At 73.0% G+C, this 23,355-nt stretch carries 16 protein-coding genes; 7 read left to right on the top strand and 9 right to left on the bottom strand.

Going from position 1 to position 23,355, the window contains the following annotated elements; translation table 11 throughout:
* The first annotated feature begins 279 nt into the window (after window positions 1-279).
* The 5 genes from ACFYWM_RS10250 to ACFYWM_RS10230 all read left to right on the top strand — a co-directional run bounded on the left by ACFYWM_RS10250 (window position 280) and on the right by ACFYWM_RS10230 (window position 8,400).
* Window positions 280-1,878, top strand: a complete 1,599-nt coding sequence (locus ACFYWM_RS10250; protein ID WP_389911637.1) for a class I adenylate-forming enzyme family protein — start codon at window positions 280-282, stop codon at window positions 1,876-1,878.
* Window positions 1,879-2,570: 692 nt separating this feature from the next.
* Complete coding sequence (locus tag ACFYWM_RS10245; RefSeq protein ID WP_389911634.1) at window positions 2,571-5,330, top strand: AAA family ATPase; 2,760 nt, start codon at window positions 2,571-2,573, stop codon at window positions 5,328-5,330.
* A gap of 197 nt (window positions 5,331-5,527) precedes the next feature.
* The gene (locus tag ACFYWM_RS10240; RefSeq protein WP_350971714.1) at window positions 5,528-5,668 is read left to right on the top strand and encodes a hypothetical protein; all 141 of its coding nucleotides are present in this window, start codon (window positions 5,528-5,530) and stop codon (window positions 5,666-5,668) included.
* 292 nt (window positions 5,669-5,960) lie between these two features.
* Window positions 5,961-7,376: a hypothetical protein gene (locus tag ACFYWM_RS10235; RefSeq protein ID WP_389911632.1), complete on the top strand. Its 1,416-nt coding sequence runs from the start codon at window positions 5,961-5,963 to the stop codon at window positions 7,374-7,376.
* Between the two features lie 49 nt (window positions 7,377-7,425).
* Complete coding sequence (locus tag ACFYWM_RS10230; RefSeq protein WP_389911629.1) at window positions 7,426-8,400, top strand: tetratricopeptide repeat protein; 975 nt, start codon at window positions 7,426-7,428, stop codon at window positions 8,398-8,400.
* A 410-nt stretch (window positions 8,401-8,810) separates the two neighbouring features.
* On the opposite strand, the gene ACFYWM_RS10225 is transcribed toward ACFYWM_RS10230, so the two are convergent.
* The 5 genes from ACFYWM_RS10225 to ACFYWM_RS10205 form a co-directional block, all read right to left on the bottom strand.
* Window positions 8,811-11,096, bottom strand: coding sequence for a hypothetical protein (locus ACFYWM_RS10225; RefSeq protein ID WP_389911627.1), 2,286 nt, complete (start codon window positions 11,094-11,096; stop codon window positions 8,811-8,813).
* 323 nt (window positions 11,097-11,419) lie between these two features.
* The gene (locus tag ACFYWM_RS10220; RefSeq protein WP_389911624.1) at window positions 11,420-12,118 is read right to left on the bottom strand and encodes a neutral zinc metallopeptidase; all 699 of its coding nucleotides are present in this window, start codon (window positions 12,116-12,118) and stop codon (window positions 11,420-11,422) included.
* A gap of 366 nt (window positions 12,119-12,484) precedes the next feature.
* Complete coding sequence (locus ACFYWM_RS10215) at window positions 12,485-13,513, bottom strand: zinc-binding dehydrogenase (RefSeq protein WP_389911621.1); 1,029 nt, start codon at window positions 13,511-13,513, stop codon at window positions 12,485-12,487.
* A 35-nt stretch (window positions 13,514-13,548) separates the two neighbouring features.
* Window positions 13,549-13,920 (bottom strand): MerR family transcriptional regulator, encoded by a 372-nt coding sequence (locus ACFYWM_RS10210; protein ID WP_389911618.1) that lies wholly within the window; start codon window positions 13,918-13,920, stop codon window positions 13,549-13,551.
* A 194-nt stretch (window positions 13,921-14,114) separates the two neighbouring features.
* Window positions 14,115-15,128, bottom strand: a complete 1,014-nt coding sequence (locus ACFYWM_RS10205) for a LacI family DNA-binding transcriptional regulator (RefSeq protein ID WP_389911616.1) — start codon at window positions 15,126-15,128, stop codon at window positions 14,115-14,117.
* Between the two features lie 443 nt (window positions 15,129-15,571).
* Here ACFYWM_RS10205 and ACFYWM_RS10200 point away from each other — a divergent pair, with 443 nt between their 5' ends.
* Window positions 15,572-16,324 carry a hypothetical protein gene (locus ACFYWM_RS10200; protein ID WP_389911614.1) on the top strand — a complete coding sequence of 251 codons (753 nt, stop codon included), beginning with the start codon at window positions 15,572-15,574 and terminating at the stop codon, window positions 16,322-16,324.
* Here ACFYWM_RS10200 and ACFYWM_RS10195 read toward each other — a convergent pair.
* The 4 genes from ACFYWM_RS10195 to ACFYWM_RS10180 are packed head-to-tail and all read right to left on the bottom strand — an operon-like array spanning window position 16,267 to window position 21,792.
* A complete protein-coding gene (locus ACFYWM_RS10195) occupies window positions 16,267-18,420 on the bottom strand; it encodes a glycogen debranching N-terminal domain-containing protein (RefSeq protein ID WP_389911611.1) in 2,154 nt (717 codons plus the stop codon). The two genes, ACFYWM_RS10200 and ACFYWM_RS10195, sit on opposite strands and share 58 nt — an antisense overlap.
* Complete coding sequence (locus ACFYWM_RS10190) at window positions 18,417-19,916, bottom strand: trehalase family glycosidase (protein WP_389911608.1); 1,500 nt, start codon at window positions 19,914-19,916, stop codon at window positions 18,417-18,419. Before ACFYWM_RS10190 ends, ACFYWM_RS10195 begins: the two co-directional genes overlap by 4 nt.
* Window positions 19,913-20,731 (bottom strand): sugar phosphate isomerase/epimerase family protein, encoded by an 819-nt coding sequence (locus ACFYWM_RS10185; RefSeq protein WP_389911605.1) that lies wholly within the window; start codon window positions 20,729-20,731, stop codon window positions 19,913-19,915. The genes ACFYWM_RS10190 and ACFYWM_RS10185 overlap by 4 nt, the downstream gene beginning before the upstream one ends.
* Window positions 20,732-20,745: 14 nt before the next feature.
* Window positions 20,746-21,792, bottom strand: coding sequence for a zinc-binding alcohol dehydrogenase (locus ACFYWM_RS10180; RefSeq protein WP_389911602.1), 1,047 nt, complete (start codon window positions 21,790-21,792; stop codon window positions 20,746-20,748).
* Window positions 21,793-21,939: 147 nt separating this feature from the next.
* Between ACFYWM_RS10180 and ACFYWM_RS10175 the strand changes: the two genes are divergently transcribed.
* Window positions 21,940-23,340: an ABC transporter substrate-binding protein gene (locus ACFYWM_RS10175; protein ID WP_389911599.1), complete on the top strand. Its 1,401-nt coding sequence runs from the start codon at window positions 21,940-21,942 to the stop codon at window positions 23,338-23,340.
* The last annotated feature ends 15 nt before the right edge of the window (window positions 23,341-23,355 follow it).

The raw sequence follows: 23,355 nt of genomic DNA, 5'->3' as shown, positions 1-23,355 counted from the left end.
ACCCCCGCCCCGCGCGGCCCGGGAGCTCCCGGCTCCGCGGCACCGGGTTCCGGGACACCGGGCTCCGAGGTGTCCGGGCCGGGCGCGCCCGGCCGTCGTCCGTCCGGGTCCGGCTCGTGGGGGGCCGGACCCGGCGGGCCGTCCGAGGGCGGCCCGCACGGCGCACCGAGCCCGCACCGCACCCCGAGCCCGTCGGGTGCAGCGGGTCCGTCGGGCTTGCCGGGTTCATCGGGCTTGCCGGACGCGGCGGGCGCGGGAAGCTTGCCGGGTTCATCGGGCTTGCCGGACGCGGCGGGCGCGGGAAGCTCGCCGGGTTCGCGGGGCCCGTACGCGCCGGACGGCTGGGGTGCTCTCCTGCGGGCCGCCGTGCGGCGGTTCGGCGGGCGGACCGCGATGGTCGCGCACGGGGAGCGGCGGACCTACCGCGAGCTCGGTTCCAACGCCGCCAGGCTCGCCAACGCCCTGCACGGGCTCGGGGTCCGCCCCGGCGACCGGGTGGCGCTGATGGCCGAGGACCGGGTCGAGGCGCTGGAGGCGTACGTGGCCTGCGCGTTCGGCGGGTTCACCGCCGTGCACGTCAACGACCGGCTCAGGGCCGGGGAGGTCCAGGCGATCGTCGACGACGCCGGCGTGCGGGCGTTCCTGCACACCGACGGCCGGACCGAGGTCGCCGAGGCGATCGCCGGGCCCGGCGTCCTGGTCAGCGCGGGGCGGGAGCCCGCCCGGGGCGCGCTCCGCTACGCGGACCTGCTCGCCGGGGCCTCCGACCGGCTTCCCGAGCCGGGACCGGGCGGCTTCCCGGCCGTGATCGGCTACACCAGCGGGACGACGGGCGACGCCAAGGGCGTGGTGGTCGAGGACGCCACGCTGGCCAGGATCATCCGGCACATGCCCTTCCACTACCGGCTCGCGCCGGGCGGCACGTGCGCGTTCACCGGCACGTTCTCGTTCGTGGCGGGATTGTGGGGGGTCGTCCTGCCGCACCTGTACCTCGGCGGCACGCTCTCCTTCATGGCGGGGCTGGCGCCGGACGCGTGGGTCGACGCGATGATCCGCGAGCGGTCCGCCTTCACCTACGTGCCCAGCCCGCTCGCCCCGGCCTTCGTCGCGGAGGTACGGCGCCGCCCCGAGGTGCTCGACACCCTCCGCACGGTGCTCCACTCGGCCTCCGCGCTCCCGCCCGACCTCGTCAGGGAGATGGTCGACCTGGTGGGGAGCCGCTACATCGAGACGTGGGGCATGACCGAGACGGGCGCGCCCGTCACCGCCACCACGGCCGCCGACTGGGGGCCAGGCTGCGAGGCCGACGACATCCACGCCTCCGTGGGGCGGCCGATGCCCGTCGCGAGCGTGCGGGTCCTCGACGAGGCGGGCGAGCCCCTCCCGCCGGGTGCCGTGGGCGAGCTCGCGGTGGAGTCCGACACCCTCTTCGCCGGGTACCACAACCGGCCGGACGTCACCGCCGAGGCGTTCACCGGCCCCTGGTTCAGGACCGGCGACGCGGGCCGGGTGGACGAGGCCGGATACGTCTACATCACCGACCGCGTCAAGGACATGATCATCACCGGTGGCATGAACGTCTACCCGGCCGAGCTGGAGAAGGTCCTGGCGGGCATGCCGGGTCTCGCCGAGGCGGCCGTGTTCGGCACGCCCCACGAGCGCTGGGGCGAGGCCGTCACCGTGGCGGTGACCCCCTCGCCGGGAGCCTCCGTCACCGGCGAGGACGTGATCGGCTTCCTCTCCGGCCGGGTCGCGGGCTACAAGCGGCCCTCGCGGGTGTTCGTCGTCGACGAGCTTCCGCGCAACGCGGCCAGGAAGGTACGCAAGGAAGTGCTGCGGCAGCGCTTCCGGGACGCGGACGACTCCGCCCGGTCCTGATCCGCGTGTTCCCCGGCGGCGCCCACCACGGCTCCGCCGGGGTTCGGCCCACGCGTCGTCCGGCCGCGCCCTCATGACCCCGGTCCGGACGCCTGAGCCGGCCCACGCGTCGTCCGGCCGCGCCCTCATGACCCCGGTCCGGACGCCTGAGCCGACACCCGTGGCTGTCGTTGGGAAATCGCATACTGTATCCGAGGTGTGCTTCTTCGCGTAATGTGCGAGGTATTGGACACTTCGTGTCACTGCATACTTACCGAGCGCAGAAATCGCCGGTCGTGCGAAATCCGCGCCGCACGTGCACCGGCCGGTGGCAATCAACGGTAATCGGCGGTAATCAATGGTCGCGGCCCCTTTGTGGTCGAACCCCATCCGTGAACCGCCACCTTCTCGGCAACGGAAATCGCCCGCATTCCGCCATAAATCAGTATGGAATAGGGGAAAAGCGGGTCGGGGCCGATGAGGGCCGGATGTCGCGGCCTTCCCGTCCGGGCGGGTTCTCAGCGTGTCCGGGCGGTCGCAGCCTGTTTCCGGGCCGCTCCGGGAGTGAGGGAATCCTCGGGACGCCCGGGTGACGCGAATTTCATTCGTATTCATTTCGTGAAGAATCTTCAGATGAAATGCATGCCGATAGATTGATTCCTGACCCATAATCGCCGTCAAGAACATGGGGATCGGGAAAAGGGAGCGCTGCGTTGCACGGCAGAACCTCTCCGTTGTTCATCGGCCGGAAGCGGGAGCTCGACTTCCTCGGGGAGGCGTGGCGGGAGGCCGGGCGCCGTGACGCGCGGGTCGTGGGTGTCCGGGGCGCGTCGGGGATCGGCAAGACCGAGCTGGTCGAGCGCTTCCTGCGTACCGTGCCCGGCGTGCGGACCGTTCGCGCCTTCGGCGACGAGGACGCGCTCGCCCACCCCTGGGGGGTGCTGGAGCAGATCGCCGAACAGCTGCCGACCCCGGCGCTCGCCAGGACGCTGTCGGGCCAGTCCGAGGCCGCCTTCATCGGACAGGCCCTCGCGGCGGAGTTCGCCGCCGCGGACGCGCTGATCGTGGTCGTCGACGACGCGCACTGCGGCGACCGGCAGTCGATGGCCGCGCTCCGCCTGGCGGCCCGGCGCCTGCGCAACGCCCAGGTCATGCTCCTGGTCGTCCACCAGGCTCCCGGGTACGCGACGGGAGCGGTACCGGACGCCCCCCGCCTGGAACTCCACGAGGGGTGGGAACGGATCTTCGACTCGTCGCAGGGGCGCCTGCTCCAGGTCGAGGGGCTCCCCGCCGACGACCTCGTGAGGCTCGCCGTCGCGAGCGGCCACGACGGCCTCACCCCCTCCGGCGCCAGGAGGCTGCACGAGCACACCGACGGCAACGCGCTGCACTCGCTCCTCCTGCTGGACCAGGTGGAGATGCACTCGATCAACTTCGGCAACGGCCCGCTGCCCGCCCCCCGAGGTATGACGCAGGCCGTCGTGTCGCGGCTCGCGTCGTGCGACCGCCGTACCCGCGAGGTCGTCGGCGCGGCGGCGGTGCTCGGCCGCCGCTTCGGCCTGACCGACCTGCGCGCGCTCTCCGGTGTCGCCGACGTCACGACGCCCCTGGAGGAGGCCGCCGCCGCCGGGCTGGTCAAGGAGATCCCCGGTACGGGCGGGCAGGAGTTCGCGTTCACCACCCTGCTCGTCTGGGACCGCATCTACTACGACTCCGGCGTCGAGCGCCGCCGTGCCCTGCACCGCAGCGCCGCCCTGCTCGGCGGCCCCGGCGCGCTGTGGCACGGGATCGCGGCGTCCGGCGGCGGCACGGACGGCGAGCTCGCCGCGCTCGCCCAGGAGGAGGCCCAGTTCCTGCTGTCGCGCGGCAGGCTCCCCCTGGCGGCGGTGTACGCCCGCCACGCCGCGGACCTGACCCCGCCGGGACCCGACCGGCTGCCCCGGCTGCTGACGGCCGCCGAGACCCTGCTGGTCTCCGGTGACGCGACCGTCGCCCGGCGCTACGAGAGCGAGATCCTCGCGGCGCCGCGAGGTCCCTGGCGCGACTACGTCGCCGGTTACCAGGCCCTGATCTCCGGGCGCGTCGCGGAGGCCAAGCTGCTGCTGGTCCAGGCGCTGGGTGCCGCCGGGCGCGACCGGACGGAGAGCCCGCACACGCCCGCCGACCTGCGGGCGCGCATCGCGGCCCAGCTCGCGATCATCGGGGTGGTCGAGATCTCCTACCCCGAGATGGTCGAGTACGGCACGGCGGCCGTCGCGGCGGGCAGCCACGAGCCGTGGGTGCGCGCGTTCGCCTGGTTCGCCCAGTCCCTGGGCTGGACCCTGGCCGGACGGGCCGAGGACGCGCTGGCGTCCCTGGCGGACGCCGACCTGCCCGGTTCGGTGGCCGGGCTGGACGGGCTGGTCGCGCGGGGGATGATCCGGCTGTGGACCGACGACCTCGAGGGCGCGTCCGCCGATCTGCGCGAGAGCGTCGCGCGGGCCACGCGCGGCGAGGCGCTGCGGGTCGGCCAGGCGCTCGGCTTCCTGGGCGAGGCCGAGTACCGCCGGGGCAGGCTCGACGACGCCGTCCAGTTCACCCGGCTCGCCGTCGGCGACGCCGAGGAGAACGAGCGGGTCTGGGACTACGCGATCCTGCACTCCCTGGCCTGCTACCCCCGCGCGGCCCGGGGCGAGTGGGGTCAGGCGCAGGAGCACGCCCGCCAGGCCGCGGACTGGGCGCCGGTCGTCGAGAGCAGGGCGAGTCTCGCCTACGCGGCGGGAGCGCGCGCGGCGATCGCCCAGGCCCAGGGCGACGTCCAGCGGCTGCTCAGCGCGGCCGAGGCCATCGAGCTGCACTACGACTCCCTGGAACCGGGCACCCACCTGTTCGGCCCGATCGGCGCCGACGCGCTCTCCCTGCTCGGCCGGGCCGACGAGGCGGACGCCGCGCTGGAGGTCTTCACCGACAGGGCCGCGCCGAGCGGGCGCCGTTCGGCCCTGATGTCCGTCGCCAGGGTGCGGGGCCAGATCGCCGCCACCCGGGACGACCACGCGGGCGCCGTACGGGAGTGCGAGGAGGCCCTGTCCCTGGCCCGCGAGGTGGGGCTGCCGATCGAGGCCGGCAGGATCGACCTGGTGATGACGCGATCCCAGCACGCCCGGGGCCGTCACGCCGAGGCGGAACGGCTGCTGAGGCGGGCGCTGGTCGCCTTCAACCGCACCGGCGCCGCGGCCTACGCCGACCTCGCCCTCAAGACGGCCGGGGAGCTCAGGCTCTCCGTGGACGGTCCCAACGCGGCCTTCAGCAGCCTCACCGGGGCCGAGCGCGAGGTCGTGGCGATGGTCTGCGAGGAGATGACCACCCGCCAGATCGCGCAGAAGCGCTCGGTGGCGATCAGCACCGTGGAGACGCAGCTGAACCGCATCTACGCGAAGCTGAACGTCACCAACCGGATCGAGCTCCGCGCGGTCCTGTCCGACCCCGACGAGTAACCGGCCCCCGGTTCACGGCTCGCGGCGCCCGTCCCGGCGTACGCGGAACGGGCCTGTAGGTGTACGGGAAGCGGGCATGTCGAGGTATGTCATGGCATCCGTAGGGGTGGTACCTGGACGCTTTTCCGGGTCCCCGCGACTACCGTGAGCGCTTGCCAGAGCGCCGGGAGAGCGGCGCCGCCGACAGGAGGCCGGAAATGCGGTTGACCATCGACGTCCAGAGGACCGCCACCGGTCACATCGCCGGGACGGTGGAAGCCGATGACTCCGCGCCGCCCGTCCCCTTCCACGGCGTCATCGAGCTGGTCACCCTCCTGGAAACCCACCTGGACGGATGACCGCGGGAGAGGGCGCCGGGTGCCCGGCGGCGCAGGAGGCAGACGTCCACGGAGTGTCAGGCCAGGGGGGAGAGCATCAGATGGGCACCACGTCCCACCTCGGGAGGGAACTCGGGAGGGAACTCGGGAGGGAACACCGCCGCCGACCGGCGGCGGGCCACGCGTACCACCGGCCGCCGGTCGTGACGGTCCCGCGAGCCGCACGGGCCGCGCGGGGCGCGCGGCCCGCGCGGGGCGCGACGGCCGGCCGGGCCGGGGGGAACGGCCGCGCCGGAGCGATCGGGGTGGTCTCGTGAACGCCACCATGACGGCCTTCGTACCGGCGAACGACGACGGCCACGACCTGCTGGACAACTGGATACGGCCGATCTGCGCGAGGCTGGGGGTCCGCCTGGCGGTCGCCCTCCCCGGCGCCGACCAGACCACCGCGCTCGCGGCGCAGCGGGCGTCGACCTTCGTCCTTTGGGACTGCTCCGTCGAGGGGCCCGAGGACGTCTACGCGGCCTTCAACGCGCGCGCCAAACTCGACCCCGGCAGCATCGTCGTCAGCCGCACTCCGCTGCCGCGCAACGTGCTGACCCGCGCCTGCCACGCCCCCGTGCACGGCGACACCCTGGGCAACGCGGAGCTGGGCGAGTGGCTGGAACGGCGCCTGCGCCGCGTGCTGGGCACGGTCCGGACGCCCCCGTCGCGCCTGCCCGAGCCCCGGGAGCACTACTGGATGTTCGACAACCCGGCCGACTACTTCCTCAGCTTCCACGGCGAGCGGAGGCGGGAGGCGGGGGAGTGGCGCGCGGCCTTCGAGAAGGCCCACTCGGTCACCGTGCGGATGGTTCCGCCCCGCGAGTACTCCTACCCGGCCGAGGTGGTCACCCGGCAGCAGATGTGGGAGGGCGTGGCCCGGCTGATGTACGAGATCATCGCGACGGGACGGGCCATCGTCCATCCCGCGCCGGACCACTTCTCGTCGTTCTGGACGGTGAGCGAGCTGCTGGCCACGCTGTGGCTGCTGCCGCGCGGTTCCACACCCCCCATGATCACCTCCGCGTACGTCGCCCGGCCCTCGGGCGGCATCCGGAAGCTGGAGCACCTCACCGCCCGCAGCGTCCTGGGCGTCCCGCTGCTGGGCGACGCCCACGCCGACCGCTTCGCCAGGCTCATCAACACCTCCGACCCGATCACCACCGCCCCGCTGACCCGCAGATCCCCGGAGGGCGGGAGAGGCGCCGTCACCGGGACGGTGAAGCAGGTCGGGCAGCACGATCCCGAGCCGGCGGCCTCGCGGTTCTGGGACGAGATGCGGGTGCCCTGCCCGGTCTGCGCCCCCCGGGGCCGGGCCGCCGCGAAGGTCGACTGGGACCGGCACATGGACCTGTCGTGGGAGGAGCGGGGCGTGGACCACTACGGCTACTTCACCGCGCGGCGCGAGGACCTCGGCACGGGAGGGGTCCGCTGCCCCGGGTGCCGTACCCACCTGAGGCTCGTCAACGACCACGGCGTCCGCACGCTCTGGACACCGCTCCCCGAGGGGGAAGCCGAACGGGACCGGCCGGTCGTCCGGTGCGACCCCGTCTGGCAGGTGCTGCCGGACGGCCCCGGAGGCGCCGGGCCGCTCTCCGTGAGGAGGGACGCCGACGCCGTTCTCGATCTCCAGGACATGGAGGCCGGTGCCGGGACGAGGTGGGTCTCGGCGCACAGTTCTGTCTAGCGGAGGGCCCTTCGGGGCTCGCCACCCCACGGATGGGAGCGTTCCAAAGATGTCAGGCGAACAGGTCGCCGCCGCCGGCGGCCCCGGTTCTTTCGGCACACCCGGCACGCCTGGTCCTTCCGGTACGTCCGGCGGGGCCGCGGAGCGCGAGCGCCGCCGGGTCCTGTCACTGAGCCGTCGCTCCGGCGAGCTCGCCGCCTCCGGGCGCCACGAGGAGGCGCTCGCCGCGAGCGAGGAGGCGCTGGAGCTCGCCCGGCGGCTGGCCGGGGACGACCGTGACACCTACCTCCCCGACCTGGCCCTGTGCCTGGCCGGGGCGGCGATGCGGTACGTCCGGCTGGGCCGCAGGCACGACGCGGTCCACGCGGGGCGCGAGGTGGTGGCCGTCAGGCGCGAGCTGGCGCGGGCGCGTCCCGACGAGTACCTGCCCCACCTCGCGGGTTCGCTGAACGGCCTCGCCTGCGACCTGGGCCGGATCGGCATGCTGGAGGCCGCCCTGGAGGCCGCCCGCGAGGCGGCCGGCATCTACGAGGGCCTCGCCGCCCGGAGCCCGGTGGCACACGAGCCGAGTCTCGCGATGGCGCTGCACACCCTGGCCCAGCGCACGGCGTCGCTGGGACGGCTGGAGGACGCCGTACTCCACAGCACGAGAGCCGTCTCGATCCGGCGGCGGCTCGCCACGGAGAACCCGCCCGCCTACTCGGTGGCCTTCGCCACCGCCCTGCACGGCCTCGGCTGGCAGCTGGCCGCGCTGGGGCGCCGCGAGGAGGCCATCGCCGCCTACGCCGAGTCGGTGACGATCCGCCACCGGCTGGCCCGCTCGGAGAACGCCCGGGGCGCCGACCACGGCTACCTGGCCGCCGTGGCCGGGGAGTGGGCGGACCTCCTCATGGACGCGGGACGCCTCCCCGCGGCCATGGAACCACTGGAGATCGCCAGAACCGCCTCCCTGCACGCCGGTGACACCGAACGGGCCGACCGCCTGGCCGCCCTGATGGAACGCGCCGGAAGCATCCGCGTCTGAGCCTCCCGTACGGAGGGACGGACCCAGGGGGGCGAGATCCGCGTCTCGCGCGGGAGGAGGGGATCCGCGCGGGCCGGGGCCCGCGTGCGGGAGGGGAGACCCGCACGCGGGCCGGGGCACATGTCGCCTGTGACAGCGCCTTCCGGCTCCAGCCGAGCTCGGGTTCCCACGCTCGTCGCGACACCCGGTCCAAGGGATGTCGCGACGACCGGGCCGTTTCGGCATTCTCCGGAGCCGGCGTCACGGCTGTTCGTCATTCGCCTCGTTGCGCACGGAACCCGGATTCGGGCGAACGGCAGGGCGACATGTGCCCGGCAGGGGCCCTGGCCGAATCCCGTCCGATCATCGCGACCAGGCGGGAACATGTCGTTTCGGAGGTTTCCGAACCGGTACGGGTGACGAGGACCGCCTCAACGTCGCTTCGGTGCTCCGCGATGGGTGACGACCTTGTCGCCCGGTCCGGGGTACGCCATGATCAGCAGCCGCTGGGTGCCGTACTCCTCGCCCTTCCAGGGGAACCAGGCGAAGTGCACGCGGACGCGGTAGTGCCCTGTGCGGCCGTCGAGCGACAGGTCCGGCAGCTCGGTGCCGCTCAGGCCGTCCATGAAGATCATCTTGCCGCCCTGGTTGGCGTAGCCGACCTCGACGACGCTGTCCCAGCCCCTGGTCTCCACCGGCGGGCGGCGCGTGTAGGTCTCCAGCGTGACGCAGACGTGATAGTCGGAGGACGTGCTCACCCTCACGTAGCCGGGCCCGGCGCTGACCGGGCCGGAGCTCGTGCCCCTGTGGTCGGCCTCGCCGGTGAACTCGTCGTACATCTCCAGCCCTACCTCGGGCCACTCGGGCTCCTTGAGGCGGATCGCCCTGGCGGGCGTGATGAGGGGGCGGTGACGCGGGGTGGCGTCGCACTTGCGCCGCTCCTCGGCCATCGACTCCTCGAACTCGCGCTCCTCGGCGGCGGCCTCCGCCGTGACCACCGCGTTCGCGGCCGGGCAGATGTCGGCGAGCACCCCCTCCAAGGTGCGGACGTCGACCCCTTCCGCCTCCTTCAGGCGGGCCAGCTCGCGCGGGTCGTCGCGGGTGTAGACGGCGCACAGGCGACGGCCGTGGGCGAGCAGCACCTGGTCGGGCGCGGTGGCGGCGAAGGGGAGCGCCTGCTGCTGACGCATGGCGCAGACGAAGGCGCGAGGGCCGGTGGGTGGCGGGGCTTCCATAGGCTCGCCGTTCGTCTCCCAGGACCGGGGAGGCGGCGAGCAGTCCTCGGCCGTGGTGACCAGGCCGCGTGCCTGGTCCGCCACCGGCAGGAAGCACAGAGCCACGAAGACGGCCGGCGCCGTCGCGAGCACGTGGCGGCGCGGGCGGGTGGCGGGCGGGGTGCGGTACAGCAGGAACAGGACGAGGGCGGAGGTCGCGAGCGCGGCGCTGTACCACAGCGGGGTGAGCCCGAAGAGGATCTCGCCCTGCTCGTCCGGGACGAACAGCCCGTCCGGGTACAGGGCCAGCCGCTGCTCGGCCATCTCGGGGATGGACCGCCAGTCCGTCTCGTACGTCGCCGTGAGGGCGGTGACCACACCCGCCGCCGCGACGAGGGTCAGGGCCGGCGTCGTGACACGCAGCAGCCGCCTGCTCCTGCGGACGACCGCGACCAGGATCAGTACGGCCGGGGCGCCGATGCCGACGAGCATGTCCAGGGCGACCCACGACACCGTCGCCGGGTAGCCCACGTGCCCGTGGAAGAGGCCGTCGAGCGCGCCCCGGGGGCCGATCCACGCGGGCATGCCGTCCGCGAGGTTGACGGCCGCGGGGATCAGCGGGAGCACCACGGCCACGGCGGCCGGCGGCCACGCCCGCACGGGCGCGAGCGGGACCGCAGGCGCCGGAGAAGGTACGGGGGCCGGGGCGCCCAGGTCGTGGGCGGAGCGGGCCTGCCAGGCCGTCCCGAACACGCCCAGGGCGCTCAGGACCATGATCAGCAGCAGGTCGTGGTCGACGCCGAAACCGCCGAACGCGATGATCGAATTGCCCCCCGACGACAGCAGCGACAGCGCCGCCGAGGCCCAGCCCATCCGCACGGTGCCCCGGCTCCAGCGCGCGTCCCTGGCCTGTCCGGCCAGGACCGGCACCAGCCACAGCAGGTAGACGGCGTTGCCGAGCTGGTACGGAGCGACGAACTGCGCGACGGAGAACTCGCCGAGGCCGTAGGCGACGGTGGAGGCCATGTTCATGACGGTGTTCGCCAGCCCGGCCACGAGCCCGAGCAGTCGCAGCCATCGGGGCAGGACCCCGGCGAGGACCACGAAGAACAGCACGACGACGGCGACCTGGACCAGCTCCAGGAGCAGGCCGAACCACCACTGGTAGGGGATCGGAAGCCGGTACAGCATCGGGCAGGCGACGCTGAGGTACAGGGCTGGCCGCAGCAGCCGGACCGGCCTTCCGTTGACCGCAGCCACACCGGCCGGTCGCCCGCGCAGCACCTGCCAGTAGGCCCACCCCTGCAGGACCCCGCCCGCGACCATGAGGAGCTCCACCCACCAGGTGTAGGGCACGAAATCCGAGCCCCACCCCCCGGTGACGATCTCGCGCAGCAGGGCCGGGTCACCGGTGGTCAGCGCGTGGACGCCGGCCACGACGACCGCGGCCACGTAGACGGCGGCGAGAAACGCGGCGATTCTGCCGAAACGGTAGCGGCGCACGGGAACACCCTCGGGGCGCGAGCGGACAGGATCCGAGCAAGGGCGCCCAACCCTAGCGAGCCCCCCTGAAACGATCAAGTGACCGAACGCCTGTCACCGGCCCTCGCCGTGCGTCCCGAAAGAACCGGCCTTCCTGATCGAGCGGCCGGGGCCCGGTGGGCGGGGCGCGCGCGGCCTCGGTCCGGCGAGCGGATTCGTGACCCCGGCCCGGATGACCCCTCCATCACCCCGGCCGGGGTCCTACCCGGCGCTGGGCCGGGTGCTCTGACGGTCGTGAGCGTCGTTACGAGCAGGGGTGCGGTCGCGAGCCGGGGCGACTCCTGTCACGCGAAGCATCCGCCCACGCCCATGCGCGCGCCCCGGTTGAAGGCGCCCAGGCGTTGCGCGGCGGTGCCGTGGTCGCTCACGTCGGTCCAGGGGGTGTCGTCGGCGTGCGCCCGCAGGGCCGCCGAGATCTCCTGGGTGTCACCGGTCTCGAAGTACAGGGTGCCGTCGTCGGCGGCTCCGAAGAGCGCCGCCCCGGCGAGGCAGTCGGCCTGGAGTTCGAGCTGCCGGGACACCAGCCTCTCGGGGATGCGTGCCTGGACGGCGTGGCTCCACTCGTGCGCGATGATCAGGTAGACCCAGGCGTCCCCCTGCCGGTACCCCATCCGCATGAGGTCGACGTCCCACGCGATGTAGTCGTGGGGCGGCCAGCAGTACAGGGCGTTGTCATCGGGAAGGGGATCTCCCTGGCACGTCGGCGCGTCGCCCCACGCGCCGTCGTACGCGCCGAGAACGCGCGGGGGTGAATAACGGCCCGGAAAGAATTCCGACCAGTGCGTCGCCCAGAACCGGTTGATGGCGTACTGGGCACTGCGGATGTCCGCGTTGATGTCGTCGAGGTTCTGCGCGGTGGAGGCGCCCGCCGGGACGTTTCCGCTCGTCGTGGCGGCCGCGGTGCCCGTGGGGACCGCGATCAGCGCGCTGACGAGCAGCGCGACGAGCGCGAGACGAGTGGTTGTCCATCGTGAAGCGGCCACGGGCTTCTCCCCTGTCGCTGTCGGCCACATAACCGGATCAAGTGGTCTGTCGCAGGGCTTTTAGCAAGGCAGGATCACCATATGGGGAAAGGTAATACGAGAGAAGCGCTATCGCGAGATCGTATGAAATATCGCATCAATTAGTCTCTGAATTCGGGGTATTAGCGACGAGTCGTAAATCGGGGTAAAGCGGGGCCGTCGACGCCGAGCTGGTCGATCCGGACGGCCGGCGTCATCGTTGCCGTGTCGGCGTGGGCCTGCTCGCGTGCCGGGTGCCGGGACGACGGAGACGTGGGTGCCGGCCGTATGAAGATCATCGCCTGACATCACGCCCTTCGGGATAAGTCAGGACAAGGGGGAGGCCGGTCACCTTGCGCTCCTTCGGCGCCTCGGGTCAAGGGCGTGCTTGCCGCGGGTCAGACCTGCCTCGAGTTCCCGAAGGACCATCGGGCCCTCGTCGAGGGGATGCACCTGAGGGGTGCCCGGCACGTAGACGCCCTGCGCGATCAGCCGCTCGATCTCGTCGAGCAACCCCCGGTAGATGGAGGGCGATGCTTCCGCCAACGCGCCGATGTGGAGTCCCTTGACCTGCACCCGGTGCCTGAAGACCAGGTCATGGGTCGTCAGGCCGGCGTCCCCGGACGCGGCACCGAAGACGACGATCCGGCCGGTGAAGGGTTTGGTCACCGACAGACTGGCCTCGAAGGTGGCCTTGCCGACCGACTCGAGCACCAGGTCGACACCGGCGGTCCGGCGCAGGATCTCCTCGGCCAGATCGCCGCGGGAGGGATCCAGGACCACGTCGACTCCGAGCGCCCTGACGTCATCGTGTTTCGCCGGCGACGCGGTGGCGACGACGTGGGCCCCGTAGTGACGGGCGAGGCGGATGGCGGCCTGCCCCACGCCCCCTGCGGCGGCGTGAACGAGCACCACGTCACCGGCCTTGAGCTCGCCCAGCGGCCGTAGCGCCGCCAGGGCCGTCGCCCAGTTCAGCAGCATGCCCAGGGCCGCGGCGTCGCTCCACCCCGGCGGAACCGGGAGGACACCTGTGGCCGGCATCGGCATGTACTCCGCGAAGGCGCCGGGGCCGGTTCCTATGACGTGTGTGCCTGCCGGGAGCGGGTCGTCGATCCCGGCGCCGGCGGCGACGATCTCGCCTGCCGCCTCGAACCCGGCCACGTAGGGAGGTCGCGGCCCGCCACCGTAGGTTCCACGGGCCTGCATCACGTCCGCGAAGTTGATCCCCGCCGCACCCACCCGGATCACGTAGTCACCCGGACCCGGACCGACGGGACGAGGATGGTCGACTGCCAGGGTCAGGTCATTCGGGCCGCTGTACGAGCGTTGCACCAGGGCGCGCATCGTTCCAGCGGGTGTCACGTTCTCGATGTCCATCCCCGGAACGTAGAAGCCTCACGCATGCGTCAAGGTCAAGGCGTTCGCTTCGGCCGGTGCGAACTCTCGTCCAGGAACGCGTCGAGCGCCGACCGTTGAGCGGTGAGCGCGGCGATGCGGGCCTTGAGCCGATCGCGATAGCGCCGGACCTCGACCAGGAACTCTTCGCACAGCTGGTCGCGGTCGATGGACTCGCCCGTGACGTGGGGCAGCGCGTCCCTGATCAGTCGCACCGGCAGCCCCGAGTCCAGCAGCAGGCGAATGACGATCACCCGGTCGATGGTGGAGCCGCAGTAGTCGCGGTACCCGTTGCCGCACCGGCCCGGGACGATGAGACCTTCGTCCTCGTAGAACCGCAGCGACCTGGCGCTGACACCGCTGGTCCTGGCCGCCTCACCGATCCTCATGCCCGATCCCAACCCACGAGGACGCCACGATCTTCCCGCACCATCCCGCTACGCACCCGGGGGGCGTCACGAATCCGCTGCCCCGCGATATCCAGGCCCCGCTCGGTTCGGCCGGGGCACCACGCCGGGCAAGACGATGGCCGCCGGTCGGTCCCCCCCCCCCGGGGGAGGCGGGGCGCTCGGTGGCCCGTGGGTCAGCTCGCCGGGGGAGCGGAGCTCTCGCGGATGACGAGGTCGGTGGAGAGCTCCACCCTGCGGGGCTCGGGGGACTCGCCGCGGGAGATGCCCAGGGCCATGCGGGTGGCGAGGAAGGCCATCTCCTCCAGGGGCTGGCGGACCGTGGTGAGCGGTGGCCAGGCGGACCTGGACAGGGGCAGGTCGTCGAAGCCGACGACGCTCAGGTCGTCGGGGACGCGCAGGCCGCGCTGCCTGGCGGCCTCGAAGACGCCGAAGGCCTGCAGGTCGCTGCCGGCGAAGATGGCGGTGGGCCGGTCGGGCAGCGAGAGCAGGGTGTGGCCGTGGTCGTGGCCGGAGCCGACGAGGAAGTCGCCGTGCAGGATCAGCGCGGGGTCGACCTCGACCCCGGCCGTCTCCAGCGCGGCCCGGTAGCCGTCTATGCGGGCGCGGCTGCACAGCACGTCGGGCGGGCCGCCGATCATGCCGATCCGGCGGTGGCCGAGCTCCAGGAGGTGCCGGGTGGCGGTCAGGCCGCCCTGCCAGTTGGTCGCGCCCACCGACGCCACGCCGGGGGCCGGCTCGCCCTCGGGGTCGACGACCACGAAGGGGATCGAGCGGGCGTTGAGCCGGTCGTACCGCTGCGCCGAGAGCCGGGAGCCGACGATGATCACGCCGTCGGTGCGGCGGGCGGCCAGCCGGTCGAGCCAGTCGCGGCCGGGGCCCGCGCGGGTGTGCAGGACGGAGATCACGATGCTGGCCTCGGCCTCCGAGGCCGCCTTCTCCGCCCCGCGGACGAGCTCCATCGCCCACGGGCTCTCCAGCTCCGCGAAGATCAGGTCGATCAGGCCCGCCGGGCCGTCGGCGCCGGTCGCGCGCCGGATGTAACCGTGCTCGCGGAGGAGCCGCTCGACCCGTTTGCGGGTCTCCGGCGACACCTCGGCCCTGCCGTTGATCACTTTGGAGACCGTGGGCGCGGAGACGCCCGCCTCCTCGGCGATGCGGGCGATCGTCACCCTGGGCTTACCTGGCATCCCGGCAGCATATCCGAAACCTTTCGGAGTGTGGCCGGTGGCCTGGGAACACGCCTTCTCCCTTTTTCCAGGTGTCTCCCGCACGGCCGGCCGACCGCGTCTGAGCTTTTTCCCGCGTACCGGATGGAAAATTTTGATGATTGACAGAAAAGTTCACAAGCTCGCACCGTGGTTGTGAGCGCCACGCGTGAGGGAGAGTCCGGAGTCGTCTGTCGGCGTCGGTGCCCTGGTACGAGCGTGGCCGGTCGATCGTCACCTGCCCGGTTCGCGTCGTCCCGTTCCCGTGGATGTGGCGGAAGGGCGCGGCCGGACGGGCCGGGCGACCCGAACCGGGACCTGCTCGCATGAGTCAGAAAGCGGGATGAAAGAGTGTCCGCCGGTGAACCGCTGGGCGCTCCGGCGAGTTCTATCAGGTAAGGGATCGGAACTCGGGAGGACCCCCAATGCTGCGCTCGCTCGCCGCGGCCGCCACGCTCGCCTTCTGCGTCGCGGGGACGGCCGCCGCACCCGCCGTCGCGTCCACTTCGCAGGTGCTCTACGGCTTCGCCTGGGCCGACGGGGCCGACACCCTGCGCGTCGTACCCGCGAAGGCGACCCTCGTCAAGGGGAGCCGTCCCCCGCGCTACACGTTGACCCCCGTCTCCGGAACCAAGGATCGGCGGTTCGACTACTCCGGCGCCGACTTTCGCAGGATCACCGCCGAGTGCGGGCTGAAGGAGACCGAGGGAGTGGTCAAGGTCGACGCGAAGGGGCTGGGCAGGACCCGCTGCCGGGCCGGCGACCTGACCTTCGCGCTCGGGCTCGGTCCGGTGCCGGTCAGGATCTCGCCGGACACCGCCACACCGGGCGCCGCCAAGCGGGTCCACGAGTTCCTCGTGACCCCCGCCACCCCGAAGACCGCCTACGGCACGATCAGGCGCCAGAACGACACGACGGTGGTCTTCACCGCCCGCGGCAGGTCGGTCAAACTGGGCTACACCACCCTGTTCTTCAACCGGGTGACCGGTAAGTGCGGTCATGCCTGGCTGGCCGACCACGTGAACGCCGGACGCGGCGGGCTCGGCACCAGGAACTGTGCCACACCGGCCTTCACCAAGGCGTTGAAGGCGGTCAAGCACCCCGTCCGGGCCAAGGTGTACTACAGCCCGGTCTCCGGCCAGCTGTTCGAGGTCTGGGAGGTCTTCGGGGACGCGTAGTCCTCTCCCCTTCCGGCCGGCGCCTCCCGCAGGGCGGTGAGGAGGGCGAGCGGGGTCGCGGCGGCCCAGGCCTGCGGGGAGGAGGAGTGCGGGTAGGGAACCGGGTCCGGATGCTCGTCGCGCCCGTACCCGGCCATCACCTCCGGCAGCCGCCAGCCGTGCCCGGCCGCCGCCCGTACCAGGCCGTGGGCGAGGGTGTCGGCCTGCTCGGTGAGCCCGCAGCGCGCGAGGCCGAGCACGATGACGGCGTTGTCGTGCGGCCAGATGCTGCCCCGGTGGTAGGAGAGCGGGTGGTAGGGGACCTGGCCCGAGGCGAGCGTGCGGATGCCGAAGCCGGAGAAGAAGTCGGGCCGCAGCAGCCGCAGGCCCACCGCCCGTTCCTCCTCCGGGGCGAGGATGCCTGACCACAGCAGGTGCCCGGCGTCCGAGGCGAGCGTGTCGACCCGCCGGTCCTCGCCGTCGAGGGCGAGCGCGGGGAAGGCGTGCCCGGGCATCCAGAAGTCGCGGCGGAAGCGGTCGCGCAGGCTCGCGGCCTCCTCCTCCAGGAAATCGGCCCAGCGCGGGTCGTCCCACACCGTGCGAGCGAGCCGCGCCGTGCGCACCAGGGCGTCGTACGCGTACCCCTGGACCTCGCAGACCGCCAGGGCGCCCTCGGCCAGGGTGCCGTCGGAGAAGCGGATGGCGTCGGCGGAGTCCTTCCAGTTCTGGTTGACCAGGCCGCCGCCCGCCGCGTCGGAGGTGTAGCGGAGGTAGCCGCGCCCGCTGTGCCCGCCGTGCCCGCCGAGGCCGCCGTCGCGGAACATCCACTCCACCGCCGCGCGCGCGTGAGGTTCGAGGCGCCTGGCCGTTCCCGGGTCGCCGGTGGCCGTGGCGTGGGCCTCCAGCAGCACCAGGAAGAGCGGGGTGGCGTCGACGCTCCCGTAGTAGCGGCCGTAGGGGACCTGCCGGAAGTGGGCGAGCTCGCCGTGCCGTACCTCGTGCACGATCCTGCCGGGCTGCTCCAGGCGGGCGGGGTCGTTCCGCGTCCCCTGGACGGCGGCCAGGGCGAGCAGGGTGTCGGCGGCCAGGGCGGGCCGGTACGGCAGGGCGAACAGCGAGGTCAGCAGGGAGTCGCGGCCGAACAGGCCGAGGAACCAGGGGACACCGGCCGCGGGCACCCGCAGCGCCTCGCCGCCGGGGCCGGAGATGGGGACACGCAGCCGCGCCAGGTCGGCCAGCCCCTGCTCACAGGCCCTCGCCAGTTCCTCCCAGGAGGTGAGGTCGCGGGGGCGGGGACGCGCGCCGACGAACTCGCCGGTGTCGGCCTCCAGCTGTTTCCGCACGGTATCGGGGGAACCGGGTGGGGTCGGTTCCCCCGTACCGTGCGGGACGGCCAGGGCGGTGAGCCGCAGGTCGGCCGTGCCGTGGGCGGGCAGCGCCAGCCGCCAGGTCAGGACGCGGCCGGTGCCTGTGCTGTCGTCGGCGGGGCGGGTCCGGTGCGGCGGCGGCGCCGCGGTGACGGTGGTTCGCGAGGACCAGGTCTCCCCGCGCCGGTAGTGGAACGCGACTCCGTCGGGCGTGTCGTGCGCGGTGCGACGAGCGCCGGGTTTGTCGTACGCGCGGTGGTCGGCGCGCAGCTCGAACTGGTCGGCGAAGTCGGCGTCCACGTGGAGTTCGAGCTCCACGACGATGGGTTCGCCGCTGTTGCTCACCAGCCTGATCCGCTCGGTGAGGGCGCCCTCGGCCACCGCCTGCCGCCGGAAGACGGTGTAGGCGGGAGGGTGGTCACGGGTACCGGCCGGGGTGAGCACGCAGCCGTCGCCGGAGGAGGTCAGCAGGGTCAGCGGGGTCGGTGGAGCCGCCGGGGCCGACACGTTCGCCGGGGTCGCCGGGATCGGCGCGTTCAGCAGGGGCGGCGGAGTCGGCAGGGTCGCCGGGGCCGGCGTGCTGAGCGGGTCCGGTGTCGCGTCGGCCGCGGTCAGCAGCCACCGGCTCAGGTGCCGGGCGTCCCGGGCGAACAGCCCGTCCGTCGCGGTGCCCCGGGTGCCGTGGATGTCCCCGTGGGCGGTCATGGCGGCGAAGGTGCCGCTGTTGACCAGCAGGCGGCCGGCGCTCATCGGGCGGAACCCTCCCCGCCGGGCACGCCCCCGGACGCGTCGCGACACACGCCGCCCTGCCGTGGGTACTCCTCGCGCGGGTGGTCCTCGGGCGCGCCGTGGGACGCGCCCCCGGAGGCGCCGTTCCCGAACGCGTCACCGTTCCCGAACGTGTCGCCGGAGGAGTTGAGCAGGTCCAGGGCGAGGGCGGCGGTCCAGCTGAAGCGCCGGACGCCGCGCCCCTCGCCGGTGTACGGGTCCAGGTACTCGGCGAATCCCGTGCGGTGGGCCGCGTCCAGGGCCTGCGCGCGCAGCCGGCCGGCCGTCGCGGCCTCGTCGTGCCGCACCAGGCCGCGGTGGACCAGCCAGGCCATGTTGAACCAGCTGGGACCGCGCCAGTAGCGGCTGGCGTCGAACTCCTCGGCCGTGAGGTCGTAGCTGGGCACGAGCCGGACCTCTCCCAGGCGGAAGCGCGGCCCGAGGGCGGTCCGCACCAGGGCCGCCGCGACGTCCTCGGGCAGGCCGGGGACGATCAGCGGGACGAGCCCCGACACGCCGTACCCGGAAATGGGCTCGTCCGTCACCAGGTCGCGGGGGAGGAAGATCCCGGCGGCCGGGTCCCACAGCCGGTCGAGCAGGGCGGCGGTCGCCGCCCCGGCCCGCAGCCGGTGCGCCTCCTCGTCCGCGCCGACCACCCGGGCGATCGCGGCGAGCGCGTGCTCGGAGGCGATGAGCAGGGCGTTGAAGCCGGGGTCCTCGACGGCGAAGGCGTGCGGGGTGCGCGCGTCGTCGTAGGCGTGGTCGCGGTAGGTCGCGGCCAGGCGCACGTACCGCGCGTAGTCGAGGTCGGTGGGGCGGTCGGCGGGGGAGCCGTGGTCGAGGTCGGCGCGGCGGAAGGACCCCCGCGGCGCGGGCTCGACCCTGGCCAGGGCGCTGTCCCAGCTCGGGCTGTTGTCCAGCCCCGGCTCCCACGGGTGCACCACCGCGGCCAGCCCGCCGCCGCCCAGGTCCCTGGAGGTGGCCAGGTAGCGGTGCCAGGCGGCGAGCCCGGGATAGACGCGCGGCAGGAAGCCCCGGCGCCGCGACTCGGCCGGGTCGGCGAGGTGCACCAGCCAGGCGGCCAGCGCGTGCACGGGCGGCTGGACGATCCCGGAGGTCTCGACGGTGGAGGGCGCGCCCGCGCTCCGGTCCGTGGCCGAGGAGCGCCAGAAGTCGGGGCTGGGGAAGTAGGCCCCGAGCGGTACCGAGGGGTTGAAGATGATGTGCGGGATCCGGCCGTCGCCCCACTGCGCGCCCAGCAGCGTCTCCAGCTCGCGCTGGGCCCGGCGCGGGGCGATGTGGCGCAGCCCGATGGCGACGAAGGCCGAGTCCCAGCTCCACTGGTGGGGGTACAGGGCGCGCGAGGGGACGGTCGAGGCCCCGGTCCAGTTGCCGAGCAGGACGTGCGTGGCGGCCCGGCGCAGGTGGGCCCGGCGGCCGGTGCCGGAGGCGGCGGCCGCTTCGAGCACGGCGGTCATCCGGCGGGCCGATGCGGGAAGGAGGCGCGCCGCAGGAAGGGCGGGATCGAGCGCACGGCCTGCGCCGGGTCGCCGGTGAGCCTGCACTCGACCGCCAGGTAGCCGTCGTAGCCGATGGCGTCCAGGGCGCTCAGCCAGGCGGGCCAGTCGAGGTGGCCGGCTCCGGGCTGCATGCGGTTGGAGTCGCTGACCTGGGCGTGGCCGATCAGCGGCGCGACGGCGAGAACGGCGGCCGCGGGATCGGTCTCCTCGATGTTCATGTGGTAGCTGTCGATGCCGATGCGGACCGAGTCGAGGCCGACGGCGCGGATCAGGTCGGCGGCCTGCTCCAGCCGGTTGACCATGTGGTCCTCGTAGCGGTTGAGCGGCTCGAGGAAGAGCGTGACGCCCTCGGAGCGGGCGTGCTCGCCCAGCTCGGCGAGCCCCTCGAGCAGCACCTCGCGGTCCCGCTCCTCGCTGCGCGGCGGCTCGAACGGCGGCAGGCGCCGCGAGAACATGCCGTAGGAGGCGGGGGTCTGGGCGCCCAGCCCGCCGAGCTCGCCGATGACCGACAGCTGCGACTTCATCTGCTCGATCGCGTCGCGGCGCAGGTCGTCGTCGAAGGCGCCGAAGAAGTGGAGCATGTCCACGCACACGGTCGGCATGACGACGCCGTCGGCGAGGGCCTTGCGCAGCTCCGGCAGCCGCTCGCGGAAGTGGAATCCCCCCTTGGCGCGCAGCTCGATGGCGTCGTAGCCGGCGTCCCGCGCGAATTCCCACTTCTCCTGGAGCGTCTCGCCGGGAAGCAGCTGCTCCTGGCAGGCGATTTTGAGCATCGTTCGTCAGCCTCTCAGAACTCCAGGACGACCTGGAGCGCGTCGGCGGGACGCTCATCCAGGAGGACGTATGCCTCGGCCGCGTCGGCGACCGGGACGACATGGCTCACCAGGGACTTCACGTCGACCTGGCCGTCGGCGACGAGCCGCAGGAAGGTCCGCTGCAGCCGGTCGACGCTCCAGCGCCCGGCGAGCTGCGGCGGGACCCCGCCGATCTGGGAGGAGACGATCTGCACGCGGTTGTGGTGGAACTCGTCGCCGAGCCGCAGCCCCACGCCGTCGCCCTGGTAGAAGCCCGAGGCGACGACGCGGCCGCCCACGGCGACCGAGCGGATGGCCTCGTGCAGGGCCGCGTGGGCGCCGCTGATCTCGATGGCGACGTCGGCGCCGAGCCCGCCGGTGGCCTCGCGGATCCGCTCGGCGACGGCGTCGGCGCGCGCGTTCAGGGTGTGTGCGGCACCGTACTCGGCGGCCTTGGCGAGCCGGGAGTCGAGCGCGTCGACGGCGGTGACGCGGGCGCCGCTCAGCTCCGCGAGCCGGGTGGTGATCAGGCCGATCACGCCCTGGCCGAAGACGGCGACGTCCTCGCCGAGGTGGAGGTCACCGGCGAGGACGGCGTTGTAGGCGATGGCCCCGACCCTGGCGAAGGCGCCCGCGAGCGGGGCGAGCCCCTCGGGGAGCCGGTGGCCGATCATCCGCTCGGCGGGGACGACGCCCTCGCCGCGGTGCCCCCAGATGCCCCACACCACGTCGCCGGGCGCGGGCAGCCCCGGTGTGCCCGCGAGCTCGGGGGAGACCTCGACGACCTCGCCGACCTCGGAGTAGCCCCAGCCCGCCACCGGGTACGAGATGCCGGGCCCCGCGTCGCGGAAGATGCGGGCCTCGGGGTCCCAGGTGCGGGTCAGGTAGGGGTTGGTCCCCCGGTAGGCGGTGAGTTCGGTGCCCGCGGAGATGCCGGAGTACAGGGTCCGGACGCGCAGGTGGCCGGGCGGCAGGGGCAGCGACTCGCCGGTGGCGATCTCCACCTGGCGGGGGCCGGTGAACTGGACGACACGTTCCACAGGAGCTCCGGAAGATCGTTTTTGTGTACCCGTTGGACAAATACGGTTGGCTTGTGTCGAAGATAGCCCAAACTTAGGCCTTGTCAATAAGCAAAAGTGGTGCTCTGATGCAACACGTACGAAACACAGCGGCAGTGAGGAAGATCTATGCGCAGGCGGTCTCGAAGGTCGAGGGCACTGGCGGCCGCCGTGGCCGTCGCGCTGGGAATCGGGCTGATGTCCGGTTGCGGCGCGGGAGGTGAGAGCGCCCCGGACAACAGGATCACGGTCTGGAGCCTGGAGAACCTCACCCCCCGCATGGAGGTGACCAAGAAGATCGTCGCGGCCTTCGAGAAGGAGAGCGGCGTCCAGGTGGACCTGGTCGGGGTCGACGAGGGCCAGCTGCCACAGCTGATCATGTCCGCGGCCGCCGCGGGCACCCTCCCCGACGTCCTCGGGGGCGTCCCGCTCGCCTCGGTCTGGCAGATGTACACCAACGGCCTGCTCGACACCGCGGCCGCGGGCCGGATCGTCGAGGGGCTCGGCGCGGGCACCTTCAACCGCAACGCGCTCACGCTGACCGGCGACAAGACCACCCGTCTCAGCGTGCCCAGCGACGCCTGGATGCAGATCCTCGTCTACCGCAAGGACCTGTTCGCCAAGGCGGGGCTGCCCGCCCCCGACTCCTACGACACCATGCTGCGGGCCGCGAAGACCCTGAACACCGGCGACGTCAGCGGCATGTCGCTGGCCACCGACCCGAGCGACGTCTTCACCCAGCAGAGCTTCGAGGACCTCGCGCTCGCCAACGACTGCCGGCTCGTCGGCCCCGGCGGCGACGTCGCCCTCGACAGCCCTCAGTGCAGGCAGGCCTTCGCCACCTACCACCAGCTCGCCGCCGACTACGGCGCCCCGGGCACGCAGAGCGTCGACTCCACCCGCGCCACCTACTTCGCCGGACGCTCCTCGATGATCGTCTGGTCCACCTTCCTGCTGGACGAGCTGGCGGGCCTGCGCGCCGACGCGCTGCCCAGCTGCGCGCAGTGCGCCCAGGACCCCGGCTTCCTCTCCGGCAACAGCGGGATCGTCACCGCCCTGAAGGGCCCGGGAGCCGCCGAGCCCGCCCAGTTCGGGGAGATCGCCTCCTGGGCCGTCACCCGGACCGCCGAGACCGCGGCCTCGGAGAAGTTCGTCACGTACATGATGGGCACCGGGTACGAGGGCTGGTTCGGCATGGCCCCCGAGGGCAAGATCCCGGTCCGCGACGGCACGGCCGAGGAGCCCGACAGGTACCGCAAGGCCTGGCGCGCCAGCGACGTCGGCGTCGACACCAAGAAGCCGATGCAGTCCGTCTTCCCCGCCGAGCTGCTCGACAAGCTCGCCTCCGGCGTGAGCGACATGCGGCGCTGGGGCCTCACCGAGGGGCAGGGCGCGCTGGTCGGCGCGACGCTCGGCGAACTCCCCATCCCGAAGGCGGTCGGCGCCATGACCTCCGGCCAGATCTCCCCGGAAGAGGCCGCCAGGGAGGCCGACGAGGAAGTCACGGCCCTGCAGAAGTCCCTCCAGTGAGCCCCCGCGGCCCCC

This window comes from Streptosporangium sp. NPDC002721 (assembly GCF_042888905.1).
Taxonomy (GTDB): Bacteria; Actinomycetota; Actinomycetes; order Streptosporangiales; family Streptosporangiaceae; genus Streptosporangium.
This window is presented reverse-complemented; position numbering and strand designations above follow the sequence as displayed.

Bases quoted from the DNA above. Each gene is read 5' to 3' on its own strand.
- ACFYWM_RS10210 (WP_389911618.1), bottom strand. From the start codon at position 13,920: ATGAGGATCGGTGAGGCGGCCAGGACCAGCGGTGTCAGCGCCAGGTCG.
- ACFYWM_RS10195 (WP_389911611.1), bottom strand. From the start codon at position 18,420: ATGAGCGCCGGCCGCCTGCTGGTCAACAGCGGCACCTTCGCCGCCATG.
- ACFYWM_RS10215 (WP_389911621.1), bottom strand. From the start codon at position 13,513: ATGGACATCGAGAACGTGACACCCGCTGGAACGATGCGCGCCCTGGTG.
- ACFYWM_RS10230 (WP_389911629.1), top strand. From the start codon at position 7,426: ATGTCAGGCGAACAGGTCGCCGCCGCCGGCGGCCCCGGTTCTTTCGGC.
- ACFYWM_RS10175 (WP_389911599.1), top strand. From the start codon at position 21,940: ATGCGCAGGCGGTCTCGAAGGTCGAGGGCACTGGCGGCCGCCGTGGCC.
- ACFYWM_RS10200 (WP_389911614.1), top strand. From the start codon at position 15,572: ATGCTGCGCTCGCTCGCCGCGGCCGCCACGCTCGCCTTCTGCGTCGCG.
- ACFYWM_RS10205 (WP_389911616.1), bottom strand. From the start codon at position 15,128: ATGCCAGGTAAGCCCAGGGTGACGATCGCCCGCATCGCCGAGGAGGCG.
- ACFYWM_RS10190 (WP_389911608.1), bottom strand. From the start codon at position 19,916: ATGACCGCCGTGCTCGAAGCGGCCGCCGCCTCCGGCACCGGCCGCCGG.
- ACFYWM_RS10185 (WP_389911605.1), bottom strand. From the start codon at position 20,731: ATGCTCAAAATCGCCTGCCAGGAGCAGCTGCTTCCCGGCGAGACGCTC.
- ACFYWM_RS10240 (WP_350971714.1), top strand. From the start codon at position 5,528: ATGCGGTTGACCATCGACGTCCAGAGGACCGCCACCGGTCACATCGCC.